Origin of the sequence: Alloprevotella tannerae ATCC 51259, assembly GCF_000159995.1 — a bacterium.
Classification (GTDB): domain Bacteria; phylum Bacteroidota; class Bacteroidia; order Bacteroidales; family Bacteroidaceae; genus Alloprevotella; species Alloprevotella tannerae.
This window is the reverse complement of the sequence record NZ_GG700643.1, coordinates 153291-178998: the sequence shown is the minus strand read 5'-3', so window position 1 is coordinate 178998 and position 25708 is coordinate 153291. Positions and strand designations below refer to the sequence as shown.

Annotated in this window: 28 protein-coding genes; 11 read left to right on the top strand and 17 right to left on the bottom strand. The window is 47.1% G+C overall.

What is annotated here, in order from left to right; translation table 11 throughout:
* Positions 1-25 precede the first annotated feature (25 nt).
* Genes GCWU000325_RS06780 through lon form a run of 3 tightly spaced genes read right to left on the bottom strand, consistent with a single transcriptional unit; the run spans position 26 to position 4924 of the window.
* The gene (locus GCWU000325_RS06780; RefSeq protein ID WP_006255581.1) at positions 26-1312 is read right to left on the bottom strand and encodes an LptF/LptG family permease; all 1287 of its coding nucleotides are present in this window, start codon (positions 1310-1312) and stop codon (positions 26-28) included.
* Between the two features lie 8 nt (positions 1313-1320).
* Entirely contained in the window at positions 1321-2484 is a 1164-nt protein-coding gene (tgt, locus tag GCWU000325_RS06775) for a tRNA guanosine(34) transglycosylase Tgt (RefSeq protein WP_006255580.1), read from the bottom strand.
* The gene (gene lon / locus GCWU000325_RS06770; protein ID WP_006255579.1) at positions 2462-4924 is read right to left on the bottom strand and encodes an endopeptidase La; all 2463 of its coding nucleotides are present in this window, start codon (positions 4922-4924) and stop codon (positions 2462-2464) included. The genes tgt and lon overlap by 23 nt, the downstream gene beginning before the upstream one ends.
* 476 nt (positions 4925-5400) lie before the next feature.
* On the opposite strand from lon, the gene GCWU000325_RS06765 reads away from it, so the two are divergent.
* Together GCWU000325_RS06765 and GCWU000325_RS06760 are read left to right on the top strand one after the other, a co-directional pair.
* Positions 5401-6297 (top strand): hypothetical protein, encoded by an 897-nt coding sequence (locus tag GCWU000325_RS06765; protein WP_006255577.1) that lies wholly within the window; start codon positions 5401-5403, stop codon positions 6295-6297.
* Between the two features lie 212 nt (positions 6298-6509).
* Positions 6510-6950: a DUF6078 family protein gene (locus GCWU000325_RS06760; protein ID WP_006255576.1), complete on the top strand. Its 441-nt coding sequence runs from the start codon at positions 6510-6512 to the stop codon at positions 6948-6950.
* Positions 6951-7201: 251 nt separating this feature from the next.
* On the opposite strand, the gene GCWU000325_RS06755 is transcribed toward GCWU000325_RS06760, so the two are convergent.
* On the bottom strand, positions 7202-7579 hold the full coding sequence (locus GCWU000325_RS06755) for a hypothetical protein (protein ID WP_006255575.1): 378 nt from the start codon (positions 7577-7579) through the stop codon (positions 7202-7204).
* Positions 7580-7720: 141 nt separating this feature from the next.
* The gene (locus tag GCWU000325_RS06750) at positions 7721-8134 is read right to left on the bottom strand and encodes a hypothetical protein (protein ID WP_006255573.1); all 414 of its coding nucleotides are present in this window, start codon (positions 8132-8134) and stop codon (positions 7721-7723) included.
* Positions 8135-8543: 409 nt separating this feature from the next.
* Between GCWU000325_RS06750 and GCWU000325_RS06745 the strand changes: the two genes are divergently transcribed.
* The 6 genes from GCWU000325_RS06745 to panD all read left to right on the top strand — a co-directional run bounded on the left by GCWU000325_RS06745 (position 8544) and on the right by panD (position 12889).
* Positions 8544-9242 (top strand): tRNA1(Val) (adenine(37)-N6)-methyltransferase, encoded by a 699-nt coding sequence (locus GCWU000325_RS06745; protein WP_006255572.1) that lies wholly within the window; start codon positions 8544-8546, stop codon positions 9240-9242.
* A gap of 163 nt (positions 9243-9405) precedes the next feature.
* Complete coding sequence (locus GCWU000325_RS06740) at positions 9406-10290, top strand: M23 family metallopeptidase (protein WP_006255571.1); 885 nt, start codon at positions 9406-9408, stop codon at positions 10288-10290.
* Positions 10291-10461: 171 nt separating this feature from the next.
* Positions 10462-11247 carry an MBL fold metallo-hydrolase gene (locus GCWU000325_RS06735; protein ID WP_006255570.1) on the top strand — a complete coding sequence of 262 codons (786 nt, stop codon included), beginning with the start codon at positions 10462-10464 and terminating at the stop codon, positions 11245-11247.
* Positions 11247-11534, top strand: coding sequence for a hypothetical protein (locus GCWU000325_RS11990; protein ID WP_006255569.1), 288 nt, complete (start codon positions 11247-11249; stop codon positions 11532-11534). Before GCWU000325_RS06735 ends, GCWU000325_RS11990 begins: the two co-directional genes overlap by 1 nt.
* Positions 11535-11688: 154 nt before the next feature.
* Entirely contained in the window at positions 11689-12546 is an 858-nt protein-coding gene (panC, locus tag GCWU000325_RS06725) for a pantoate--beta-alanine ligase (RefSeq protein ID WP_040599683.1), read from the top strand.
* Positions 12536-12889 (top strand): aspartate 1-decarboxylase, encoded by a 354-nt coding sequence (gene panD, locus GCWU000325_RS06720; RefSeq protein WP_006255567.1) that lies wholly within the window; start codon positions 12536-12538, stop codon positions 12887-12889. Before panC ends, panD begins: the two co-directional genes overlap by 11 nt.
* Before the next feature lie 488 nt (positions 12890-13377).
* Here the strand turns inward: panD and GCWU000325_RS11005 are convergent, their stop codons facing one another.
* The 5 genes from GCWU000325_RS11005 to GCWU000325_RS06695 all read right to left on the bottom strand — a co-directional run bounded on the left by GCWU000325_RS11005 (position 13378) and on the right by GCWU000325_RS06695 (position 18615).
* On the bottom strand, positions 13378-14754 hold the full coding sequence (locus tag GCWU000325_RS11005; protein ID WP_050756624.1) for an acyltransferase family protein: 1377 nt from the start codon (positions 14752-14754) through the stop codon (positions 13378-13380).
* 46 nt (positions 14755-14800) lie between these two features.
* Complete coding sequence (locus GCWU000325_RS06710) at positions 14801-16156, bottom strand: phospholipase D-like domain-containing protein (protein ID WP_006255563.1); 1356 nt, start codon at positions 16154-16156, stop codon at positions 14801-14803.
* A 12-nt stretch (positions 16157-16168) separates the two neighbouring features.
* Positions 16169-17119: a KpsF/GutQ family sugar-phosphate isomerase gene (locus tag GCWU000325_RS06705; protein ID WP_006255562.1), complete on the bottom strand. Its 951-nt coding sequence runs from the start codon at positions 17117-17119 to the stop codon at positions 16169-16171.
* An 8-nt stretch (positions 17120-17127) separates the two neighbouring features.
* Positions 17128-17886 carry a 3-deoxy-8-phosphooctulonate synthase gene (gene kdsA, locus GCWU000325_RS06700; protein ID WP_006255561.1) on the bottom strand — a complete coding sequence of 253 codons (759 nt, stop codon included), beginning with the start codon at positions 17884-17886 and terminating at the stop codon, positions 17128-17130.
* 201 nt (positions 17887-18087) lie between these two features.
* Positions 18088-18615 (bottom strand): SPOR domain-containing protein, encoded by a 528-nt coding sequence (locus GCWU000325_RS06695; protein WP_006255560.1) that lies wholly within the window; start codon positions 18613-18615, stop codon positions 18088-18090.
* Positions 18616-18811: 196 nt separating this feature from the next.
* On the opposite strand from GCWU000325_RS06695, the gene GCWU000325_RS06690 reads away from it, so the two are divergent.
* From GCWU000325_RS06690 to GCWU000325_RS06680, 3 genes are read left to right on the top strand one after another with little or no spacing between them, the layout of a single operon-like run.
* Positions 18812-19051: a YtxH domain-containing protein gene (locus GCWU000325_RS06690; protein ID WP_006255559.1), complete on the top strand. Its 240-nt coding sequence runs from the start codon at positions 18812-18814 to the stop codon at positions 19049-19051.
* 14 nt (positions 19052-19065) lie between these two features.
* The gene (locus tag GCWU000325_RS06685) at positions 19066-19446 is read left to right on the top strand and encodes a hypothetical protein (RefSeq protein ID WP_006255558.1); all 381 of its coding nucleotides are present in this window, start codon (positions 19066-19068) and stop codon (positions 19444-19446) included.
* Positions 19443-19709, top strand: coding sequence for a hypothetical protein (locus GCWU000325_RS06680; RefSeq protein WP_006255557.1), 267 nt, complete (start codon positions 19443-19445; stop codon positions 19707-19709). The genes GCWU000325_RS06685 and GCWU000325_RS06680 overlap by 4 nt, the downstream gene beginning before the upstream one ends.
* Before the next feature lie 624 nt (positions 19710-20333).
* Here GCWU000325_RS06680 and GCWU000325_RS06675 read toward each other — a convergent pair.
* From GCWU000325_RS06675 to GCWU000325_RS11545, 7 genes are all read right to left on the bottom strand, one after another.
* Positions 20334-20999, bottom strand: coding sequence for an MgtC/SapB family protein (locus GCWU000325_RS06675; RefSeq protein WP_006255555.1), 666 nt, complete (start codon positions 20997-20999; stop codon positions 20334-20336).
* A 255-nt stretch (positions 21000-21254) separates the two neighbouring features.
* The gene (locus GCWU000325_RS06670) at positions 21255-22115 is read right to left on the bottom strand and encodes a sigma-70 family RNA polymerase sigma factor (RefSeq protein WP_006255554.1); all 861 of its coding nucleotides are present in this window, start codon (positions 22113-22115) and stop codon (positions 21255-21257) included.
* A gap of 205 nt (positions 22116-22320) precedes the next feature.
* Positions 22321-22914 carry a methylated-DNA--[protein]-cysteine S-methyltransferase gene (locus GCWU000325_RS06665; protein WP_006255553.1) on the bottom strand — a complete coding sequence of 198 codons (594 nt, stop codon included), beginning with the start codon at positions 22912-22914 and terminating at the stop codon, positions 22321-22323.
* Complete coding sequence (locus tag GCWU000325_RS06660; protein ID WP_006255552.1) at positions 22911-23795, bottom strand: RluA family pseudouridine synthase; 885 nt, start codon at positions 23793-23795, stop codon at positions 22911-22913. Before GCWU000325_RS06660 ends, GCWU000325_RS06665 begins: the two co-directional genes overlap by 4 nt.
* 133 nt (positions 23796-23928) lie before the next feature.
* A complete protein-coding gene (locus GCWU000325_RS06655) occupies positions 23929-24534 on the bottom strand; it encodes a murein L,D-transpeptidase catalytic domain-containing protein (RefSeq protein WP_006255550.1) in 606 nt (201 codons plus the stop codon).
* A gap of 54 nt (positions 24535-24588) precedes the next feature.
* Positions 24589-25074, bottom strand: a complete 486-nt coding sequence (locus tag GCWU000325_RS06650; RefSeq protein WP_006255549.1) for a hypothetical protein — start codon at positions 25072-25074, stop codon at positions 24589-24591.
* A gap of 369 nt (positions 25075-25443) precedes the next feature.
* Positions 25444-25708, bottom strand: a 265-nt coding sequence (locus tag GCWU000325_RS11545) for an IS3 family transposase (RefSeq protein ID WP_006255548.1), incomplete at its 5' end; no start/stop codon positions are given.

Here is a 25708-nt window from a genome sequence, read left to right as displayed (position 1 = left end):
AATCTGTCTCTATTAAAGTGAACTGTTATTGCGGGGTGCGCTTATATAGACCGAAGGCAATAAGCACAAAAAGTAAATTGGGTATCCAAACGCTTAACATGGGCGACCAATTGGCATTGACCGCAAAACTCGAACTGATCGTTTGGAATAAAATATAAGAGAAACTTAGCGCTATGCCGACACCGATGGACGTACCCATACCGTTTTTGCGTTTCTGAGAAGACAAAGAAACGCCAATCAACGTCAGGATGAAAGCGGCAAAGGGCATCGCAAAGCGTTTGTGGTATTCTACTTCAAAAAGGCTGACGCCGGCTGCACCGCGCATTTGTTGTTTGTCAATGAATTGTCGCAGTTCGGGCACGGTCATCGTCTCTTGCTGGTTGCGAACGTAGAAGAAGTCTTGCGGTTCCATCATAATAATGGTGTCAACCTTGTCGGCATAACTTATACGCTCACGCAAACCACGCATTTTTCTTTGTTGCACTTGGCGCAAAGTCCATTGGTTTTTCTTGCCGGCCAATGTGTCGTATTGAATAGACTGCGCTGTGAGGTGGTCAATAAGCTTTTTGCCGTAAAACTTATCAAGCGAGAAACCATAACCGCTCTTTGTTTCGTTGTCAAAGCGAGATATGTAGACGACAACGCCGGTGTCGACTTGCATTTGTACGTTTTCGACGGACGTGGGAGCATTCAACTTCTTGATGTAACGGTTCTCGAAATTAACGCGAGCAACGTTGCCTTTCGGAATGACGTAGGCACCGAGTCCGAAACTTGTCAGCGCGATAATGGCGGCAGATATCATATAAGGGCGCAAGAGCCTGCGGAAACTCATGCCCGTAGATTTCATCGCAATTATTTCAGAATTGTCGGCCAACTTCGAGGTAAAGAAGATGACGGCAATGAAGACGAAGAGCGGACTAAAGAGGTTGGAAAAATAAGGTATGAAGTTGAGGTAATAATCGAACGCTATCTTTGTCCAAGATACGTGCGCCTTCTCAAATTTATCAATCTTCTCGTTGTAATCAAAGATGATAGCAATCGAAATGATAATGCCAATCAAGAAGATGTACGTGCTGAGAAACTTATAAATGATGTAACGATCCAACCGAGTAAGTAGTGGATGGTCGGAAAGGTTTTGCAGCAATCGGCGCAAAGGTTGCGGCAATCGGTTGGCTCGCCGTGCCGGCTTTGCATCCGCAGGGGCAGCGTCAGACTTTGCAACTTTCGCACGTCGCCGCTTGCCGAAGGAGAAAATACTCCTCAAGCGGGCGGCGAAAGTCTTCGTCTGAGAGTGCTGCGCTTTGTGCTCCATTCCTTTATTTATAGTCTTCTCGACATACGCTCTACCATATCGCGCTTCCAAGCGACAAAGTCGCCGGCCAAAATATGACGGCGCGCTTCACCGGCCAGCCATAAATAGAACGCAAGGTTGTGTATGCTCGCAATCTGCATAGCTAAGAATTCCTTAGCCTTGAACAAATGATGCAAATAAGCCTTCGTGTAAGACGTATCTACGTAACTCGTGCCGGCGGGATCAATGGGCGAAAAATCTTTAGCCCACTTAGCGTTGCGCATATTCATCGTGCCTTCGGCTGTAAACAACATAGCGTTGCGCCCATTGCGTGTAGGCATCACGCAATCAAACATATCGACGCCGCGCTCAATAGCTTCCAAGATATTGATGGGAGTGCCTACACCCATTAAATAACGCGGGCGATCTTGCGGCAAGATGGCGTTGACCACTTCTATCATTTCATACATCTGCTCCGTAGGCTCACCAACGGCAAGTCCGCCAATGGCATAACCTTCGGCGTCCAATTCGCTAACGAAACGGGCACTCTCTTCGCGCAGGTCTTTATAGACACAGCCTTGAGCAATCGGGAACAAGGCCTGATGGTAACCATATTCCGGCTCTGTCTGATTAAAACGATTCACACAGCGACGCAACCAATCGTGCGTCAGATCAAGACTCTTACGAGCATACGCATAATCGGCCGTACCGGGAGGACATTCGTCAAAAGCCATCATAATATCGGCACCTATGGTACGCTCAATATCCATCACGCGTTCCGGAGAGAAGAAGTGCTTACTTCCGTCGATGTGCGAGCGAAATTCGCAGCCCTCTGCACTTAGTTTGCGAATGCCGGTCAGAGAAAAGACTTGAAATCCGCCGCTGTCGGTAAGCATCGGTTTGGTAAAGCCATTGAATCGATGCAGACCGCCCGCCGCTTTTAAAACATCCAGACCCGGGCGCAAATAGAGATGGTACGTATTGCCCAGAATAATCTGCGCTTGTATATCATCAAGAAGTTCGCGTTGGTGCACGCATTTTACCGTTGCCTCCGTGCCGACCGGCATAAAGATCGGTGTCTGAATCACGCCGTGATCCGTGGCAATATGCCCAACACGCGCGGCAGAGTTGGCGTCGGTGTGCTCAAGCGTAAAGAAGCCCGCCGCACGTTTATTTGTTATCAGCTCGCTCATGCTTCTCTTCAAATACAAATTGGATGGCGTTATCAACCTTATCCTGCAACAAGGCGATATTGAGCACTTCCTCTACATTCTCTACGAAATGGAAGGTCAAACCGTGCACATATTTCTCGTTGATCTCCTTAATGTCTTTCTCGTTCTCCTTACTCATTATTATATCTGTAATACCGGCACGCTTCGCGGCTAATATCTTTTCCTTGATACCGCCGACGGGCATTACTTTCCCTCGCAAGGTAATCTCTCCGGTCATTGCGGTATGCGGACGCACTTTGCGTTGTGTCAAGGCACTGGCAATGGACGTAGCAATGGTAATACCGGCTGAAGGACCATCTTTAGGCGTTGCTCCTTCGGGTACGTGAATATGGACGCTCCAATTTTCAAATACACGAGGATCTATTTGCAACTTCTCAGCGTGGGCTTTGATGTATTCCAGAGCAAGGATAGCGCTTTCTTTCATCACGTCGCCAAGGTTTCCCGTCAAAGTCAGTTTCGGCGCTTTACTGCGGCTTATGCTCGTCTCGATAAAGAGAATTTCTCCGCCTACTGCAGTCCACGCCAAGCCCGTAACGACACCGGCATAGCCGTTGCCTTGATAGCGCTCGCGACTGAAAAGGGGCTTGCCCAACAATTCTTCGACATCTTTCTGACGAAGCTGGGCGCCATCAAACGGCAACGTGCCATTCTTGGCTTTATGAAAGGCAATCTTCCGATAAATCTTCTCCAATTGCTTCTCTAATTGGCGCACACCACTCTCACGCGTATATTTTTCGATGATAAACTCTAATGCGGCAGGCGCAAATTTAATATTACCAAGCAGGCCTAAACCCTCTTCGATACGAGGGATGAGGTGACGACGGGCAATTTCTCTCTTTTCTTCCGTCAAATAACCATCTACGCTAATTATCTCCATTCTGTCTAAGAGCGGCCTGGGGAGTGTAGAAAGACTATTGGCCGTTGCGACGAAAAGGACTTTGGACAAGTCATAATCTACGTCCAAGAAGTTATCGTGGAATGCACTGTTCTGCTCAGGATCAAGTACCTCCAGCAGTGCACTTTGAGGATCACCATTATAATTATTGTCTGAGACCTTATCTATCTCATCCAAGACGAAGACCGGATTGTCCGTCTGTGCCTTGATCAGCCCCTTAATAATGCGTCCGGGCATAGAGCCGACGTAAGTACGCCGATGCCCACGCACTTCAGCCTCATCGTGGACGCCGCCTAAAGAGACGCGCACATATTTACGCCCTAAGGCGTTGGCTATACTCTTGCCCAGCGAAGTTTTACCCACGCCCGGAGGTCCGTAAAGGCAAAGAATTGGCGTTTTTAAGCCTTCTTTATATTGCATCAGCGCCAAATGCTCAAGTATGCGCTCTTTGACTTTCTCCAATCCATAATGCTCGCGGTTCAATATGCGCTCCGCATTCGGAATGCTGATTTTATCTTCCGTCTGCTTCCCCCAAGGCAAGTTGGTCAGCGTCTGCAAATAGTTAAGTTCTACGCTATAATCAGGGTTTTGCGGATTAAGGCGTTCGAGCTTTTGCAACTCCTTATTAAACGTCTCCTCCACTTTTGGTGGAAAGTTCAGATCTTTTGCCTTCTCGCGCAACTCTTTCACATCGCTATTCTGCGCATCGCCGAGTTCGCTCTGAATATTCTTAATCTGCTGTTGCAGGAAATATTCTTTCTGTTGTTGATCCAGCTCTTCGCGCGTCTGATTTTGAATATGCAACTTCAACGAAGCGTATTGGCATTCTCTATTCAAGATGCCCATCAAACGCAGCGTCTTCTTCTTATGATCCGATTCAGCCATCAACTCCTGCTTTTCTTGCATCGGGAAAGGCAGATTGGTACAGATGAAATTGATAAGGAAAACAGGATGAGAAATATTCTGAATAGCAAAGACGGCTTCTTCGTGCCCTATATCTGATGTGCGCAAGAAGCGAATCGTCAGATCTTTGCAGGAATCAACCATCACTTGATACTCTTTATCGTTTTGTTCGGGGAGGACATCGGGCAATTTTGTTACGCGAGCCCGCAAGAAAGGGCGTTGGCGCGTAGCTGCCCCCAGGCTGATGCGTCCGTAGCTTTGCAATATGACGGAAGTTGCTCCGTTAGGCAATTCCAAAACGCGCATAATCTTGGCTACAACGCCAATCGGATAAAGATCTTCGATCTTGGGCGCTTCCTTCTCGGATTCACGCTGACAGGCCAAGGCGATCAAGCTACCATTATCCACAGCTTGTTTGACCAAAGCCATAGATGACTCTCGCCCGACAATGACGGGAGCCACTACGCCCGGAAAAAATGTCATATTGCGCAAAGGCAAAACCGGAAGCACATCATTAAACTCTCGATTATAGAGTTCGGAGATGTCCCCATCAAAGTCTGCTATTAAAGAAAAAGGGTTGGGAGAATTATTATTATCGTTCATATTCTTCTTTTATCTACTATTGAACCTATTCAGGCTTATGACGCATTCAAACGTTCATCTCTTAACAAAAGATATACCAATATCAAATAAGGGAAAGGCTTATTGTATATAATATATTGTATAAACAAGCACCCGGACTAATGCTACTCAAAGACAGAATGCGCTCTTTCTTCGCGCAAAAGTACGACAAATCAGCAGAATGCCCAAGTAAATGAAGCGTTTTCATCTGCTTCTCCTCGGCAGCCTGAAGGGAAATCTCTTCGTTGCTTTGAAGAGCTTGTTTTAAAGTGAAGCTGCAACTCTCTACGATGTTTTTAGTTTAAGAAAAAAAATATAGCATTTGATTGACAATATAGTCCGTTCTCTTTAACTTTGCAACGAATCTTTGATTCACGTCCTAATCATACAACCTTAACGCTCAAGTCCTCGAATCAGCGATGCTCTGTAAGGAGTTGTAACAGGGGGGCAATATCATTATGAACAAACCTTTACTTAAAAATCTGTACACGGCGATAGGCCTGCTCTTCATCGCCGCGTTCTTACTGCCACAGCAGGCAGAGGCACAAGAAGAAAACGGTCTCTACCTTGCCGGTACGGCAGTAACGGCTGAAAATTATAACGATCTCAGCGTCATAGAGGGCGTAAGCGGAAAAGCGCAATATGACCCTGCAACAAAAACGCTCACACTCGAAAATGCCACGATTCATAGTACGCAGGAAAGCGGCCATGCGGGCGGACTTACAAACAATATAGACGGACTGACCATTTATCTTATCGGCGACAACAGCATTATCGCGGACCATCGCGAAGGAATATACAATATGTTCCAAAAGTTGCTCACAATTAAGGGGAGCGGAAAACTAACGATAAAGGGCACAACAACGAGTATCATCCTTGGTACTCGCTATGGTATTTTTAATCAGGGTTTTATCACTATAAACAACTGCACCATCGCGGTAAGCGGAAAAGATTTTGGGCTGTGTTGCGGCCAATGGAAGTTTGATTGCTGCAACGTCCGCGTCCAAGCGCCGGGCAGCAAGGCGTTTAAAGATTCAGGCAGTATCGCAAGCCTACATAAAAAGCCGGAGTTTATCGGCTGCGAACTTTCGAGTCCTAACGGAGCATATTGGAAAGAATATGTTATTGATCCCATCTGCGACCCCCTCTATGGTGTTTTTGGTGCAGATGGTAAAGTAGTGACCGATTGGGTAGAAATCAAGAAAAACACAACCGGTATTGACGAGCCCACCACTAAGACGCCTACCTCGACGTGCGGTATCTACAATTTGACAGGCTTGAAGCTTGATAAGCCTTTTGAGCAACAACCCGCCGGCATCTATATCGTAGACGGCGTAAAAAAGGTAAAACGCTAAAGCGCTCCTTACGCACTTTCAAATAATCAGCCTTTCGGCTCATCAATCTTTGGTGGGCCGAAAGCGAAAGTGCCGGCCAACAGCGTGCAAGCTGAAGAAAAGAAGAATGACCTATTGAAACGCATGAAAACAAATACTTGAAAACAAGCGAGAATCTATATCCTCCCGCTATTCAAGCTTACAACTAATATACACCTATAAACATTCAAACCATGATGATCACACTGAAACATGAAGACGTGCCCAATGGTTGGGCTGTATGCTTCCTTGAATCTTGTAAACGCAAGAACGAATGCCTTCGCTACAAGGCCGGGCTGGCGCTGCCCAACAAAGAATTTACGACCTATGCTGTGGTGCCCGCCGCACTAAAAAAGGCGCAATGTCCCTGCTTTAGGCCGGTAGAAATAGTGCGCATAGCCGCAGGATTTAAAGGACTGATGGAAGACTTAAAGGTAGGCGAAATGCGCTCCGCGCGCCTTGATCTGATACGACTACTTAACGGACGAAGCAACTACTATCGCTATTTGAACGGCAAACACACGCTTTCGCCGAAACAGCAAGAGGAGATCCGGAAAATCTTACATGCGCACGGCTACGACGGGCCGACCGATTTTGATTCGCACCAAGACCGTTATTGCTTCAACGAGGAGTAGTGTGCAGCGCTTCGCTTTGGTAGTCTCGTTCGCCGTTCTGCTGAAATAAAATGAATTCCCCGACTTGGCACTAAATTTCCAAGCCGGGGAATTTTATTTTAAGCGCTCGGAATTTTTATCCGCTACGCTTGAGATTTTTGTCCCAACTATTGAGCGCGAAATGGAACACGTTATAAATTGAAAACTAATACTATATAAGCAGGCTAACTCCGCATTCAACTGCCGCAAGTCCTAACCATCTCAATCAAGGCTTACTTGCCTTTATGCGAATCGCTGATCTCTTTATCCACTTCCGCTTGAAGCCACCTATTTTTAAGCAGAAGAGCGGTAATGATAGGCAACACAATCATGGGCACACAGACTAACGCGCCTACAATCGCCAGCCCTCTACGGTGTGCGCGACTGTGGCTTCCATCTGCTATGGCATTCAGCAAATTGGCTATATCGTTAAACAACTCACCTTGACCAATAATTAACAGCAAACCAAACTCTACGATCAAGACAGTAAAGAAGACAATTAGTGCTCTCCTTGCTACTTTATCGCATATTTTGATTTTCTTTTCTATATCTATATGCTCTGCGCCCGGTATACGCTTGAGCCATTTTGTTGTTCTTTCTTCTTTTGTCATTTGTTGTTCTCCTTAAATGAATACCAAAAACATCATTTCTTCCTCTGTGCCCACACTCATCAGAGTGTCTTACGTCAAACTCGCTTGACGATCCTTTTAATCTTCTTTTTCTATCGTCAAGTGCGCGCCTCCCATAGCGCATCAGCCACTATTCAGTGAGGCTACTCCCTGCATAAACCAGTAGACGCAAACAAAAAATAGTACGATAATCACAAAAAGCGCAATGCCGATAACGATTCTCGCCCACCACTGCCGCTGTGCATACTCTACAAGAAAAGCACCTACGGACAACACCGCAAGCCCTAAACCAAGCCCATAAGTGGACATAAACAAGAAAACGACGATAACCGAAAAAGTTGACACCGGTGACACTCCCTGAGACTGCCACTGTAAATAGAGAAGAGAAAAGATCTCTATAAGCAGACAAGAAGCACTGACAAGGTACACATACTTCAGCCAATGATGCCTATGAAAATATATCATAACCATCAAAAGGAGCAACATACCCAAAGGTACATATAATGCCCATACCCAATCAGTAATAAACGACGCCATATTTTTCTAACCTTTTTCCGCTTCTTATTATTCACCCTCTATATTTTGCAACCTACGCGACCGATACACCCATTCATTTGCTTTCAAAGCGCAAAATGTAACGGCCCCAAGGGCACTCATCAATTCAACGTATCCTTATTTTGTGTTCTCTCCCAAGCCGCAAATTTTTCGTTTAGAAGAGTTTTCTTTCTTTCAATAACACAAAATTACGCAAATTATTTCAGAAATGCTTCTACATGTTTAGAAATTGTTCAAAATCACAGATACAATCAGTTGGCCGTCAAACTTAATATGACCAAAAAGTGAGGGATTAAAAGGTGTACGGAGCACGCCATCCCCACAAAAAGCCTTAGAGCATTACAATAATCCGGCGGCTGTGCTGTTTTATAAATAAGCATTTGCGATCATTATGACTGAAGCTTTCCAATTCAAACAATTCACGATTCGCCACGACCGCTGCGCCATGAAAGTTGGTACAGACGGCGTATTGCTCGGCGCGTGGGCTAATGTGAAAGGAAAGCGGCGCATCTTAGACATCGGAACCGGTTCCGGCCTCATTGCCCTAATGCTTGCACAACGCACAGATGCAATGATCACAGGGATAGAGATTGATCCGGCTTCGGCCGCCCAAGCGCAAGAAAACGTTGCTGCATCTCCGTGGGCAGATCGCCTGCAAATCGTTGCGACAGACATAGCCGGCTACACATCATACCAAGCCTTTGATTTGATTGTCTCTAATCCGCCTTTTTTCAACGAAATGCTACTCCCGCCCGACGCAGCTCGCTCGCAAGCTCGCCATACGCAGGCACTCACATTCGAGGCCTTACTCTTCCATGTCGGACGCTTATTGAGCCCTGAAGGCAGCTTTTGCGCCATCCTTCCCGCCACAGCGCTGACACACTTCAGTTCGGCCGCCGCCGCACAAGCCTTATTTGTTGTGCATACGACATTTGTTCACACGACGATGCAGAAAGCCCCGAAAAGAGTATTGGTAGAACTTCGAAAAGAAGTTTGCCCAATTGTAGAAGACAGTTTTGTCTTGACGGGTTCAGATGGTAGAAGATCACGTGCTTATGAGGATCTGACAAAGGATTATTATGTCCGTTAAAGGTCAGTTCCGTTTACGTTATTAAAGAAGTTTTCAAGGCATTAGCATTGATAATCAGAAAAGAAGTGTTACCTTTGCGCATCTATTTCCCATAAATGCGGCGCCAATATATGAAGATTTTTAGCTTTCGGCCACGCATTATAAACAAAAAACTATTCAAAAAATGACGTTCGTAACCATACGAAAAATCATCGGAGGACTATTGCTGCTAACTTCAGCTGCAACAGCCTCGGCGCAAGATTTGATTGCGCGCCAGGCACCTGTTGATCGCCATTTGAAGTCTTCAGATACAATTATGCTGAATCGACTGATTCAGAAAGAAAACTTAGAAGAACCCGCCAACAACTTGTATTCTTCTTGGAACAACAACACAACCCATTGTTACTCACGTAGCGAAGTTCCGGACTCCTTCCGTATTGATCTACGTGGTTTTTTTATGCCTACTCCAAGTCGCAAGATCACGAGTCGCTTTGGCTATCGTCCGGCTTTCCGCCGCAAGCATAAAGGCTTAGACATTAAAGTATATACGGGCGACACTATCTACGCCGCATTCAATGGCCGTGTGCGTATCGCGCGCTACGAAGCTTCCGGTTACGGCAACTATATCGTGATTCGTCACCCCAATGGTTTGGAGACGATCTATGCGCATTTGAGTAAGCAGTTGGTACGCGCTAATCAGAATGTAAAGGCAGGAGAACCTATAGGCTTGGGCGGCAACACGGGTTTATCTTTCGGTAGCCATCTTCATTTTGAGACACGTCTTTTGGGAGAAGCAATTGACCCCTCTCTGCTCTTTGACTTCGCGCAACAAGATGTAACGGGTGATTATTATGTCTTCCATAAGAACGCGTCTGACGATTCGTTTACGCACACAGCTTCTAAGAAAGCTGAGCCGGCTATGAGCGGACGCTTCTATCAGGTGAAAGCCGGCGAGACGCTCTATTCTATTGCGCGTGATATGGGAATTACCGTCGACGCACTCTGTTCATTCAACTCGAACCTTACAAAAAAGACGCGCTTGAGGCCCGGACAGATCCTAAAATATTAAGACGTAGCCCCTCCTCCTCTTTTATATACGAATTAAAGCCGCCTGACTGAATGAGTGAGGCGGCTTTCTTACAATTTTTCATACGGCATCTGGTTTTATTTGTGCCCACGCGCCAGGCCTTTAGCCCAACAAGCAGCCCCAATAACCAGCCACCAACAAAACAAGCCACACATGAAGTTTATCAGTTTCGGTTCCGGTAGCAGCGGCAACTGTTATTATCTCTTAGAAGACGGCATCGGACTCATCATTGACGCAGGAATCGGAATACGAAGTTTCAAAAAATACTTCCGCGAATACGGTTTTACCTACCCCACACTTAAAGCCATACTCGTCACACACGATCATACCGACCACGTAAAGGCCGTGGGCGCACTATCCGGCGAATACAATCTCGAAGTGTTTGCTACGGAAGAAGTGCATAAAGGCATTCTGAACAATTACTACGCACACAAAAAAGTTCGCCCCGAATTATGTCGCACCTATCTCCCGGGCGACGACTGGTCAATTGGCCCTTTTCACATCACAACCTTTACTGTTCCACACGATGCGAGCCACAATTGCGGTTACTTCATAGAGACAGCCACCACCAATTTTTGCTTTATCACCGACGCCGGCAGTTTTACGCCTGAGATGATCTCATTCATTCGCCGCGCACGCAATCTGGTGATTGAGGCCAACTATGATGCCGCGATGTTAGATGAAGGCCCATATCCCTTACATTTGAAAAAGCGCATCAAAGCGCCAACAGGGCACGCTTGCAATGCTGAAACGGCACGCATTTTGGAAGAAAATTTAGCAGCGACGACTGAGAATATCTGGCTTTGTCACCTCAGCGAGGAGAATAACCATCCTGAATTAGCCCGCAAGACCATAGCGCAGGCGCTCGAGCGTTCGGACTGCAAGTCGCAACTTCACGTTTTACGCCGCCGCATTCCCTCCGGCCCATTTGAATTATAATGTTACAAGATATTATCGTCTATATTATCGTAGGCGCCGCCTTTATATATTGTATCCTCGGACTGTTTCGCCATTTTCGCGCTTCAGGAAAAGGCGTCAACAAGTGCGCATCCTGCACAGCCGAATGTCCGCTTAAAAACTTAAAGTCCGCGCAGCAGTCGACAGGCGCCTGTTCTTCTTGCGCCACGTCCAATCCGGCTCGGCCCAATGCCAAAACTTGTTCACACTATCGGCAAGCTGCAAAACACAAAGCCGAATCTCCCTCCCACAAAGCCCGACTGCAATAAAAAGCAGTCGGTTTTTTTATGTTTACGTATGATTGCAAACGGCGCAGCAAGCAAGTTCGAGCTTCGATTACTTCGAATTTGGAAGAAAGCGCACATTCTCCGCAGGCTTCTTGTAAAATTATCGTACTTTTGCACCGTTAAAAAAACAACGAAAATGATCACTCTAACCACGATAGACGACCTTACCGCCGCTTTAGCCCCGTATCGCCAAGCCAACAAGTCGATAGGCTTGGTTCCCACGATGGGCGCACTCCACGCCGGCCACGCTTCACTCGTGGAGCGCGCAGTCGGGGAAAACGACGTAACGGTTGTTAGCGACTTTGTCAATCCTACACAGTTCAACGATCCCAAAGATTTTTCATCTTATCCGCGCGATTTAGACGCAGATCGCGCCTTGCTGGAAACGCTTCACGCGGATATTCTCTTTGCACCCACGGTCGAGGCGATTTATCCTGAACCCGACACGCGCACCTTCGATTATCCGGAAATGAACGTTATGGAAGGACCGCGCCGCCCCGGACATTTCAACGGCGTCTGCCGCATTGTCAGCAAACTCTTCCAAATTGTGCAGCCTACGCGGGCATATTTCGGCGAAAAAGACTTTCAGCAGATCGCCGTTGTTCGCGCTATGGTAAACGACCTGCAGTTGCCCGTCACGCTGTGTCCCTGTCCCATCGTGCGCGAAGCAAGCGGTTTAGCCTTGAGCAGCCGAAATTCGCTGCTCACGGATGATGAGCGCCGGCTGGCATCTGAAATTTACAAGACCTTGAAGGTAAGTTTGGAGTTCAGCCAAACACAATCCGTTGCCGATACACAGGCTTTCGTCACCGAAGCGTTGAATGCTTTTGACGGATTAGAGGTAGAATATTTTGAAATAGTCGATGCTCAGACACTACAACCCATTAAGGATTGGAGCGAAGCTGAAAATGTGCAGGGCTGCATCACGGTCTACTGCGGTCAGCGTCCGGTTCGACTGATTGACAATATAAATTACAGAAACCATGCGCGTTAGTTTGTTAAAGTCGAAGATACATTGCGCTTACGTGACCGAGGCTAATCTCCATTATATGGGGAGTATCACGATCGACGAAGCCCTGATGGAAGCGGCCGACTTACTGCCCTACGAACACGTCCACGTGGTCAACAACAACAACGGGGAACGCATTGAGACCTACGTTATTCGCGGCGAGCGAGGCAGCGGCGTAATCTGCCTAAACGGGGCTGCTGCACGCAAATTTCAAGTAGGCGATGAAGTAATCATTATGTCCTTCGGCGAATTTTCGGCCGAGGAGGCGACACAGTTTAAGCCTACGGTTGTTTTCCCTGATCGCGAAAACCGCCTGGCCGGTGCTTGATCTGCCACGACTTTTCAAAAACGACTTCGTATAAACTTTAAGATAAGGATGCCCAACTTTCTGCTTCGTGCAGTATGGTTGGGCTTTATTGTAGTCCTACGAAAACTTATTCACGCTTAAAAAAGCGAACTCCTCTCTGATTATCAAGCGCCTAAACGCTTACTTCTCATTCACGCGCTCAGCTTCTCTTTTTGTTTGGCGGCACCAAACGATAGTTTGATACCGGCAAACCATAGTTTGGTCGGGGCAAACGATGGTTTGGCCTCACCAAACGAAACGGACTTGCACCTTGATAACACAGTCTTCAATCGCTCATCGTCAATAAATCAAGAAAAGAAAATAGTCGACTACGTCTGCTTATGCAGTAGTCGACTATGGATAAAATTTTCAAGCAAACGCGCGTGCTGCATTTGCGGCAGAAGTAAAAAATATAGCGTTCGGATAAGGCGTTTTCCCAAGATCGGCCTGCTCCGAGCCGGCTTTACGATTTAAGAGAAGAGATCGCGCCCAAAATTGCTACCACCGTCTTCGCGATCGTCCTCTTCTTCTTCCTCGTCTTCCTCACCTTCCGGCAATTCGTCGCGAGGTCGACTGGCTTCTATGATACCTTTTCCCAAACTTATCAAGCCATTGAAGAATCTGTTGACGCTCAAAACAATAAAGCGTAAGAACCAATAAATGCCACGCCCGAAGCCCTTGAGCAGTAGCCAAACGAGGGCGGCTATTTGGCGCGACAAATCCCAATTTAACAAAGATGAAAGGGATAGATTGAAATGGAAAGTGCGCTCCAAATACTTATAGCCGGCATTCCACAAGAGCGGTACAGCCACGCCGACAAGAACGTACAAGAGGAAAAAGCCATCTGTGGCCGCACCCGCTTGCACAACGGGATGACCACCTACGGCTTCCCAAGGCAAGCCCAAGACTTCGACTTTCAGCATGCTGACCAGCTTGAAAGCCACTAAGTGGAAGGCAAAGACATAAAGCGAATGGTCGCCGATATAGGCTAAGATGCGCGTCAGGAAACCGGCTCGAGCAGCCAACAAGAGCGAGAGACGGCGCAAAAGGAAGAAACCGGCCAAGGCCGTAAGGGGAAGTGTAAAGAACTGAAGTAGCGTTGGGTGAGGCGCCATGCTCGTTGGGAAATAAATAGTGGAAACAACGAGAAAAATCAAACAACACAGGAGGACCTGCAGATTGAGTTTGATACGCTCACTAAAGTAGCGATAAAGGAAACCTAAGCCCAAGAGCGACGCCCCCATTAGTTCGCGATAGCCGCCTTGCGCCATTCCGGGCACGTGGAGCCCGCTCGTCAGCATCCAAAGGATGGTAAGCCAAAGCAAAACGACGATGGCGCCCACCAAGTGGTGAATCGGTTTACGGTAATTATAATGATGAAGAATTTTTAGTAAGACAAAGAAACCCAAACTTCCGACAAAGAGGCTGCGAAAGAACCAATAACTGCCGGTCAAAAACTCATCGTAGCCGCTCATTCCGAAAACTACGTTCCAAACGCGCTGACTAAAGACGGGCCAATTATAGGGATGGAGAACGCCGCCTGCGCCGTTACCGTAGGTTTCATTGAGCAAGCCGGTATAAAACAATGCGTTGTGGATAATCAAGAAGAACAGACTCCAGCGCACAAAGGGAAAATAGAGGCTGCGCAAGCGCTTAAGGAGGAAGGTCTTTTCGTCGTTGAGTGCAGTCGGCTTAAAAAAGTAGCCGGCACAGAGGAAAAAGACAGGAACGTGAAACTGAAAGACGAAACTGCTTAACCAAGCGGGGCCGCCGGCGTGAGATAGGACGACGAAAATAATAGCGAAGGCCTTACAAATCGAAAAGGAGATGTCACGTTGTGCGTTCATTGCTTTATCGTACTTGGGGAGGGGTTATCAAAAAAGAGGGATCTGACTATAAAAAGGGCGTCAAGAATTGGAAAAACCAAGCTTGGAAACGCCGGCCTTTGCTAAACTTTGTGCGCCACGTATCGGGGGTGAGTTGCCAGCAATGCTTCGTGCGATCGTCATCAAAGAGACGCAACAATTGTGCAGTCGAAGGGCGATCGGCAATCAGCAAATTGCATTCATAATCAAACGAAAGACTGCGACTATTCAAATTAGCCGAACCGACAAATGAGAAGTTGCTGTCGACCATCATTATCTTGGAATGATGAAAACCGCCTTCGAAAAACCAGATTTTTGCACCTTTTTTCATCAATCTGTGAACGGTATGCTCCACAACGCGGGGCGTAACGGGTATATCGCTATTGGCAGAAACCATAATATTGACTTCAACGCCTCTGCGCAAGGCTCGCTTGAGTGCGCGCCGCAAATGGGGGCAGAGCGTCAGGTAGGGGTTGATCAACGTAACGTTGGTTTCGGCGGCATTGATAGCTTGGACAAACGTATCATGAATAATACGTGGCGATTCATCGGGATCACGATTAACCACACCAACGAGTTTATGGCCGGCCGTTGCGTCTTTGTCTTCTTTTAGTCCGACAAAATAATCGGAAGCCTGCTTCTCGCCGGGGTAATATTCAGGCCCCTGCACCTGCTGATGGGTCACAGCATTCCAAAAACTGATGAAAATGCGCTGCAAATCACCTACTGCATCTCCCTCAACGCGCACGTGGAGGTCGCGCCAGTCGCCTATCTCAGGCTTTCCTTTGATATAATAGTCGGCTACGTTCATCCCGCCGGTATAAGCCACGAGTCCGTCTATGACAACAATCTTGCGGTGATCGCGATGAAAGATGTGGTTGACGTAAGGAAAGCGGAGGGGATCAAATTCATAAATCTCAATGCCCTGGGCGCGCAAGGCTTCTAAGTGTTTACGGCGCAAAGGGCGATTGTTGGAGGAGTTTCCGAAACCGTCAAACAACGCGCGGATCTTTACACCCTGACGGGCTTTTTCCGTTAAAAGCCCAAAAAGTGCACGTGATATGGAATCGTTGCGGAAATTAAAGTACTCGAGATGAATAGACCGGCGCGCCTGCCGAATAGCCGCGAAGAGATCATCGAATTTTTCTTGTCCGGTCTTAAAGAAAACCAGCTTGTTGTTGTCCGTAAACGGGACATCAAAATGGGTTTTCAAGTAATTAGCGATCTGAAGATCAGAACGCTTCGGTACATTATCAGTCGGCGCTTCGTTATTCTCAACAACCGTATTTAATTCGTCGCTCCCGTTGCCACTCATAGCGAGCGCAAAGGGAGGAAAAAAGGAAAATAGGAAGAAAAGAAGCAGGAATAGCCGACGCATACTCATAAAAACACTCAATTATAATGCAGTCCGGAATGAATCGACAATACCCAAGAGGCGCCCATCGGGAGCTGTGACGAGGACACAATGAATTTTGTTGGTGTTTAATATGGACTCTATCTCGGAAACTTTGGCTTCCGGACTCACGGTTTTAGGTGTGCGCGTCATTACTTCAGCCACGGTGGTCTGAAAGAAGTTGTCGCGCGAGGCTTGAATGGCCCTTCGAATATCACCATCGGTAATGATGCCTACGATTTTACCTTCTTCTTGCGCCACGCATAGTCCTAAGCGTCCATTACTAACATGTATGACAGCCTCACCCAATAGCATTGTCGGAGAAATGACAGGTAGATCCTCTGTCCGCATAATATCCTTGGCCTTAGTTAAGAGGCGACGCCCCAATGTCCCGCCGGGATGAAATTGAGCAAAGTCGGAAGCCTTAAAATCGCGCGCATCCATTAACGCACAAGCCAAGGCGTCGCCCATCGCTAAAGCTGCTGTGGTAGAAGATGTGGGAGCTAAACCTAAAGGACCGGCCTCTTTGGCAACGGCAGCATTGAGGTGGACGGTGGAATTTTGGGCCAACGGGGATTTTGGATTGCCCGTCATACCGATAACCGGTATTTTTTGCTCCAACAAATAGGGAAGAAAGCGTAGAAGTTCGTCTGTTTGTCCTGAATTAGACAACGCTAAGACGACATCTTCCTTAGTAATAACGCCCAAATCTCCGTGAAAGACGTCCAATGGATTGACAAAGAAGCTGGGCGTCCCCGTGGAAGATAGGGTTGCCGCGATCTTAGCACCGATATGCCCGCTCTTACCCACGCCGGTCACGATCAACTTTCCGCTACACTGGAGAATCAACTCTACAGCTTTATCAAAGTCGGCGTTTATATTGTCAATCAAGTGAAGAACTGCCTCCGCCTCGTCGCGCAAACAATTGATGGCGACGTCTATATACTTACTCATTACTGGTTTTATGATATTAAGGATTGAATTACTTGTTGCAAATCTCGAAGATATAACATATTTGGGCCGTCGCTTTTAGCCTCGTCGGGTGTAGGATGCGTCTCAAAGAAGAAACCATCAGCCCCGAAAGCTTGAGCAGCCAATGCCATCGCCGGAATATATTCTCTGTTGCCCCCCGTTTTGCCGCCGGCAGCTCCCGGACGCTGCACGCTGTGAGTGCAATCCATAATGACGCGATCTGCATATTGGTGCATAATGGGTATATTACGGAAGTCGACAACCAAATTATTGTAGCCAAACATACTGCCGCGCTCTGTTAACCACACTTCTTTTGCACCTGCTTCTCGGCATTTCTCAACAGGATATTGCATATCTTCACCGGAAAGGAACTGAGCCTTTTTGATGTTGACAATACAAGAGGTCTTGGCGGCTGCAACCAAGAGATCCGTCTGCCGACAAAGGAAAGCGGGGATTTGCAACACGTCCACGACCTCGCCAACCTGTTCGGCCTGAGTGCTTTCGTGAATGTCCGTAGTCAGCATAAGGCCATACTTCTCCTTAATATCCGCCAGCATCTGCAAGCCACGCGAAATGCCCGGCCCGCGAAAAGAATGGAGCGACGTACGATTAGCCTTATCAAACGAGGCTTTAAAGATAATTTGTCTATTTAGCGCCGCGTTAATGCGCACGAGCTCCCGAGCAATTACGTCAAGCAGTTCGGCAGATTCAATTACGCACGGACCGGCGATCAAAATGGGATTCTTCATAGTTGACCATTAGTATTGCAAAAGTAGTAAAAAGTTGTCTCTTTTCTATGATTGTAACCCGTAGAATCATACCCCACCCGCACAGAATTGCACAAAAAGCTCGAAGAGCGCATCCTCATCGTAGGATAGCCCTATAAAAAATAGTGATGCCCAAGACCGTAAACGGCGGGCATCACTATTATATAATGTGTAGTCTATTCTTTATTTACGATAAAGCAGCCACGCACCGGCATATTTGTTGCGCAACTCGTTACGGCTTTGTATCGCACTGGCTTTATCTTCAAACGAAGAAGCGATCACGCGGAACCAACCCGTCTGACCGTTAATTGTCTCATTCGTCCTCAACACGCGTGCATCGTAGCCCGAGCGAACCAACATCTCGCGCAAGCCTTCTGCATTCGTTTGATTGATAAAGCTACCTACAACGACGCTATACGTGCGTAATGCTCCGCCGCTAACGACAGTAACTTCGCCGGGAATGGTTCTAACATCGCTGTTATCATCAGCTCCGGCCGGTCTACCCGTCGACGTCGTCGGTGTAACGGGCGTAACAGTCACTCCATTGTCCTGCTGACCTACTGCAACCGTCGCACGGCCGTTGTCAGTTTGCGACGCATCTTGCTCTCTCGCTTTATTATATGCTTGACGATAGGCACTCTCTTGAGATTTACAAGAACTCAAAGCAAATACTGCCGATAGAGCAAAGGAAAATAACAGAGTCTTCTTCATTGTCTTATTGATTTTGTATGTGTTTTCGACTATTTATCTCCGCAAAGATAGGACGGAAAAGCCGTAAATAAAAGAAAAATCGCCGTTAAACTACATTAAACGGCTCTTTTTTCAAAACTTTTGATGGAAAACCAAGATTTTTTGAAAGAATTACCCTATATTTGCTCCAAGAGTTTACACTTAACAACACGCAATTATGAAAGCAATCAGTATTTTTGCAGCACTCCTCGGCGGAGTTGCGATCGGCGCAGCAGCAGGTTTGTTATTGGCGCCCGAAGAAGGAAAAGAAACGCGTCGTCGCTTAAAAGCACAAGGCGCACGTATCGCCGATAAGGTCAATGAGACGCTTCGCAACAAAGGGATAAAACTCAGCCGCGAAGACATGGAGGATATGGTAGACGACATTGCCGACGAACTCAAACCTATTGACGACTAAGCAAAACAACAGCGGTGCTATCTGACGACCAAAACATAAAAACGCTTCAGCAGCTTTTTGCCGACATAAAAGATTATATCGAGCTGAAGCTTAAAGTAGCGCGTCTGGACCTCGTGAGCAAAGTCGGCGTCTTGCTGTCTCTGCTCGTACTCGGTTTGGTTTTATCCGTGCTATTAGCTATCATCGTACTCTTTTTATCGGCAACAGCAGCGATGGCCTTAGCGCCTCACGTCGGCGGAATGGCTTGGGCCTGCGCGCTCATCGCATTGGCCCATCTCCTCATCGGAATTTTGCTCATCACAAAGCGCAAAGCGTGGATCCTAAAACCGCTTTTGCATCTGCTGACCGCTTTGTTTCTAAACGATACACAGCAAGAGAAAGGAGGAACGCAATGACTAAGCAGCCTTTTCATCCGGAGATGATTGCTGAACAACGCCGTTTGTTGCAGCAAGAGATTGAAAAAAAGGAGGAAAGCATCAAGGCAAATTTAGAAGAACTCTTTGCACCTCCACCTCCGGGCCGCAACTTCTTTGAGCGAGCAGTGCAGCACGCCGAAACGATCTACAACGTCGTCGACGGTATCTTGGTAGGCTACAAACTCGTTCGCGGCTTCAAATTCTTTTTCAAGCGCGGCAAGCAAAAAACCTCTAAACGTTAGTGAGCAACTGCTGAGCGTTACTCTCGGAATAGCACTTACATTTTTTAATCCCTCAAAAGTTGAATCTTCACTTTTGGGGGATTAAAATATATCTCCCTACGGCTAATACTACATTCACACATTCCTATGGGCACATAAGACTTTTCAAACGCAGATGCACACATTTTCGTCATTCAAAACGCAGCAGCATTTCGTTTGCTACCACCAAACAATAGTTTGCCGCCGCCAAACGATAGTTTGTTCCCAGCAAACGATAGTTTGCTCGGGCCAAACAATAAAACAGAAAACGCTGCGTGCCAAAAGCTCTACCTCATTAGCCTAAAAATAAAGAAAATAACTGTTACAAAAATACGCTTTCGCAAACAACTACGTAATGGTCGCAAACAAACATCAGCCGAAAGAAAGCATAAAAGACAGTCGAAGGGGCAATGATCAATCGGTACATTACGCTTGCCCTACCTTCGCTTATTTCAGCCTGCCACTATTGAAAACAAGCCTAAGATAAGCATCGCCTAATCGCGTAACCCTGAAAAATAAATCGAAAGGAAGCAATGAGATTTGCAATCCGGTAAAACACATGAAAAGCAGCTGCCGGCAGAAACCTACCGCTCTCACCGGACTTTCTTAGATAAGATGCTCTATCGTGATCGTGTCAAATTGAGAGAGGAAGTCGAACACGTCGAAGGCTCGCTTTCCCCGTTTTACTTTCACCTCCAGCGTAGCGAAACATGCGACCGATGCTGAACAATTACGCTTCTGATATTCAAAAGTATCCACCTGCATACCTGCAGCCTTGATTTGCTCGACTACGCGCTGAATCTCCTCACTCGAAGGGGCACTCAGCGTAAAATTAATGCTGCGCCGACTAAAACGACTCAAGATCAGATGAAACGTTTCCATACAAATCAAAACCATCACCGTGACAGAGAAAGAGACAATATAGAGCCCTGCGCCGCAGGCCATACCAATGGCCGATGTAACCCAAAGACCGGCAGCCGTAGTCAAGCCGTGGACCACGTTCTTTTGGAAAATGATGATGCCGCCCCCGATAAAGCCGATGCCCGTCACGACTTGCGAAGCAATACGCGAAGGGTCGAGTGAGACATTGGGCGTTTGCGCCAACACAAAGTCGAAACCGGCGTAAGAAAGTACCATAAACAGTGCACTCCCCAAGGATACGAGCGAATGAGTACGGGCGCCGGCTCCCTTGGCGCGATACTCGCGCTCTAAACCGATGATGCTGCCCAAACAGACAGCGAGCAACAGGCGAAGAAGATAAGATTCTGTCATCTTGCAATGTGTATTATGACGTTTGAAAAAACGAGTTGAAGGCCGGAAAAGCGAGAGAAAACTTAGCGCAACCGCGCTTAAAGCAAACAGGCGCTTGGCGCTATCGCCTACACTCTCAACACTATCAACTAAAAGCTTGACGAGCAATGTAAAAGCCCGCTATGCCTGAAAAACAAACGACACCTTCAGCCTTGCATGGTGAAGATGTCGAGTATAAACATACAGCCATAAAGCTGCAAAATAGGAATCCGTCTACTAACCTAAATACTTGGTCAGAATGTGGATGTTATCGGCTTCACGCAAACGGCGCAGTGCACGCTCTTTAATTTGTCGAACGCGCTCGCGCGTCAGACTTAGCGAATTGGCCACTTCTTCTGCCGTCATTTCATTGCGTCCGATACCAAACAACATCTTGAGCACCAAGCGCTCACGTTCGGTCAAGGTGCCGAGTGCTGCGTCCAAATCAGAAGAGAGCGACTCCTTTTCCATCTGATCATCCGTGCCCGGCGCATTCTCGTCGGTCATAATATCAATCAAACTGTTAGAATCGTCGTCCTGAAAGGGAGCATCTACGGATACTTTCTTGCCGTTCGTGCCCATAGCCTCTTGCACCTTAGCGACATCTGTGTCCAAAATATCTGCAAGCTCTTGCACAGAAGGTCTACGCTCGAACTCCTGCTCGAAGTTCACGATAGCCTTCGTCAATTTGCTTTGGAAGCCAACTTGATTCAAGGGCATACGAACGATACGGCTTTGCTCGGAAATAGCCTGCAAGATGCTCTGGCGTATCCACCAAACGGCGTAACTGATAAACTTGAAACCGCGCGTCTCATCAAACTTCTGCGCAGCGCGAATCAAACCCAAGTTGCCCTCGTCAATGAGGTCATTGAGCGCAAGCCCTTGATTCTGGTATTGTTTAGCCACACTGACAACAAATCGTAAGTTGGCCTTTGTCAATTTTTCCAACGCTTCAGCATCTCCTTTGTGTATACGTTGCGCGAGTTCTACTTCCTCGTCTGTAGATATAAGTCCCTCGCGACCGATTTCAACTAAATACTTGTCTAAAGCCGCACTCGAGCGGTTGGTAATACTTTTGTTTATTTTTAATTGGCGCATAGTCAAGAATAAAAACGGTGCAAAGTTACGTACTTCTAACCTACTCTGCCACCATTTTTCTGTATTTTTATGAATTATTCCGTCTCTCTTTGGCGGCTTGCGGCATTTGCCGACTATTTTTGTGGCCGCCTATCTCTTTTTCTCCTTATTTTTCTGCAAAGATCAGCGGCAATCGTCCTAATTATCAAATGGCCTGATAACGATATTAGCGAACATTCGGTACGGAACGTATCTTGCAGCCGTCTAACCAAGAAGCGCGCCCTTGCTCTAAAGCCAGAAGAGCCTCTTTTCTTTGCAATCCGCCGCCGTAGCCTACGAGTTGCCCGCCGCTTCCAATAATGCGATGGCAAGGCACAACGAGGGAAATCGGATTCTTATGCAGGGCGTTGCCTACGGCTTGGGCAGACATCTTGGCTTTTCCTCTTCGCACTGCCACGACTTCAGCCAATTGGCCGTAAGTAGCCGTTTCTCCGTAAGCGATCTTTTGCAGTTCTTCCCACACAATCAGTTGGAAGGGCGTTCCTGATAGGCGAAACCGTGGAGTATGTCGTGGCTGACAGCCACTAAAATATGCATCGAGCCACGTTTTCACCTCGTCGAAAATATGAAGTCCAGCCTTGTCTCCGCTTGAAAGCGACTTGTCATCGCGCAAAAGCAACGTTTCGCTGTCTGAATGCGACTTGTCTGCCGCATCTCCCCTACTCTCTCTGAAATCCAAAGCCGTGAGAACTACGCCGTCACTCTCTATCTGAATTTCACCAAGCGGCGATGTATATGTTGCATAAAAGCGTGACGTCATTTTTGTAAAACAGACAAGAAAGGCTTGGGATAGGGCGTCTCAAAATGCAAAAGCTCACCCGTTATCGGATGATAAAAATCTAAGCGATAGGCGTGCAGACACAGGCGCCCAATAGGGTTATCACCATTGCCATACTTTGTGTCGCCGCAAACGGGATGCCCCAAGTCTTGCGCGTGGACACGAATCTGATTCTTACGGCCGGTTTCAAGCTTAAATTCGGCTAAAGTGTGCGTTTCGCTATGTTTAAGCCTGCGAAAATGGGTCACAGCAAACTTCCCGCCATTGTCTGTCGGCGAAGAATAGGTGACATAGGCTTTATTGTCTTTAAGCCAGTTGCGCACCGTTCCGCTTGGCGTTTCTAAAACGCCAGACAAGACGGCTACATATCTGCGATCTCTCACGATGCGTTGCCAATTATGCTCTAAAATCTGCTCAGCCTCAATGGTCTTGGCATAAACGAGCAAACCGGAAGTTTCTCTATCCAAGCGATGCACCACGTGAGCGCGGCAGCGTTTATGGGTCTTTGCGAAATAGTCGTCCAAGATGGTCTTCACGGAGAAGATATGCGGCGAACCGGCCATAGAGAGTATGCCCGCCGACTTATCGATAACGACAATGAATTCGTCTTCGTAAACCAGTCGCAGGTGCGAACTTTTCAGTTCGCTCTTCGGTTTACTCTGACTGATTTCTACTTGCATACCTGGCCGAAGCGGATGGTCAAATTGCTTGACAATGGCTCGGTCTACTTTGATGCCGCCTCCGCCTAAAATGGCTTTTATGCGGTTTCTACTCGTGCCGCCCAGGGCTTCGAGCAAGAAGGGCAGCAGCGTGGTTGCGGTCTTTACGGTGAACGTCTTTGAAGGCTTGTTGGGTCGTCTCATAACTATTGGAGGCAAAAGTAAATACTTTTTTCCGCTTCTCCTTTACTGAGCAGCAGCTTTTTCAAGCTAACGGTTGGTTTCTTAACTATACTTTTATGCAAGGATATGCTGCGAAGCGAGATCCGGTTATCGGCTATTCGTAATAGGCATAAAGTAAAAGTGGCTTGTCGCACTTCGCACGAATCTCAGCAATCTTTTTCAACATCGCCTCACTCGTGGTAAAGCAACCTTGCGAAGCATCGGTGAGCGGCAGATAAGAGGTGACCGTTGCGGCTATGCCAACATATTTTGAAGCGTGAATGTATATATGACGCTGACGGGTATTGCTATTACCGGCGTCCAAGCCATCAAGTTTGAAATGCAAGCCTACTGCGCACGAATAGCCCTTGCAGCCCACCTTAAAATGTCCTGTAACGGAGCAGTGGCTGCCTTCTTCATTTGAAAATTTAGGCCGCCAAGCCGTGTTGCCCTTACCATTGCCGTGGGCGCAGGGAGCGGCATAAACCATCGACTGCGTCTTAAAGTCGTAGAGGGCTATGCGGTCTTCGCCTGATGGACGCGAGAAGTCGACGAAGAGGCAATAGTCTTCGTTCAAGCCCTTTTCGTGACAATACGTCCACGCATCCTTCAAGTAAGCGTCGTATGAATAGGGCTTCATTTTCCAATAGGCCTTTACGCCAAAGTTGATGAGCAATATGACGACAAAGGCATAAACGATATATTTAACAACGCGTTTCATTCGGTTTTGGTGGCGTATTAGGTCATTTCGTTCGCCCTATGCGTATCTATCGCCCTACTTCTTCATTTCTATGACTATGGTTGGCCTTGCCTCCGGCCTAATGGTGTAAGCCTTAGGTATCAACACTTGTACGGAAACTATCTTCTTCGGCTTTACCCCTCTTGGCAGAGCTGCTTCTAAGCACGTGGGCGACAGTTTGTAGTCGATGATCGTCAGCCGCTTCTTGGGTTTCTTGAGCTTCCCGTTTACGACCCATTGTAGTTGAGCCAAGGTGTTGGTTTGTATCAAAATTATATCAGCAGGTTCCCGGCAAAAGGTCTGCATCTTACCTTTAGGAAATATTCGTATGGTATCAATAGCAAAGGGAGAAAGGAAGCCTAAGCGCTTGGCTACAATCTGCTTGGCCGAATCGGAGCGCATCTCGTCAACGCTTACGCGCAATAGGGAATCGGGTATGATGACTCCATCTATGATACACGACTGAGCATAGGCTCTAAAAGAGCCCAGCACAAGAAAACACATAAGCAGTAGTCTTTTCATATTCTTTATAGGCTTAAAATCAATTCGTAAGGTGTTCCAATTTGTCCGCTTATCTTGGGACGAAAATTGCAAGCGTTGCGGACAAAAATTCCAAGTAGCCGGAAAGAAATTCCGAGTGTTGGAATTTTTCTCCTAAGCTCAAAAACAACTGTAATGTCCTAGAATTAGTTGACAACTTTGGTTTCTTAATTTCATTCTTCTTTGACAAGTTTATTTGCTAAGTTCAACTAGGCTTGTCTTGTTCTTTTCTTAACTACATAGTTAGTTGACAGTTGTCTTCTAATTGCAAAATTACTCTTTTATTTTCTTGTTGCGGTTGTTTCTGCCTCCTTCTTTTATTGTTCGACTTAATAATGTGTGCCGAGGAAGTTATGCCGTCAACCTTCCGACTTCTTCCATTGGCGTTCTCATCTGCAGGCTCTGATGCGGTCTGAACGTGTTGTACAGTTCGATGGCTTTCTTTGTGAGGCGCTTGACCTGCTGCAGACTTTTGTCTTCTGTACTGAAGAGCCATCCGTTCTTGAGCGTATTGTTCATCCTCTCGGCCAGGGCGTTGTGCAATGGGTCTCCGCTTTGCGTCATACTTATTTGTATTCCAAGAGATTTGAGTTTGTCGACGTACTCATTGCAGCAG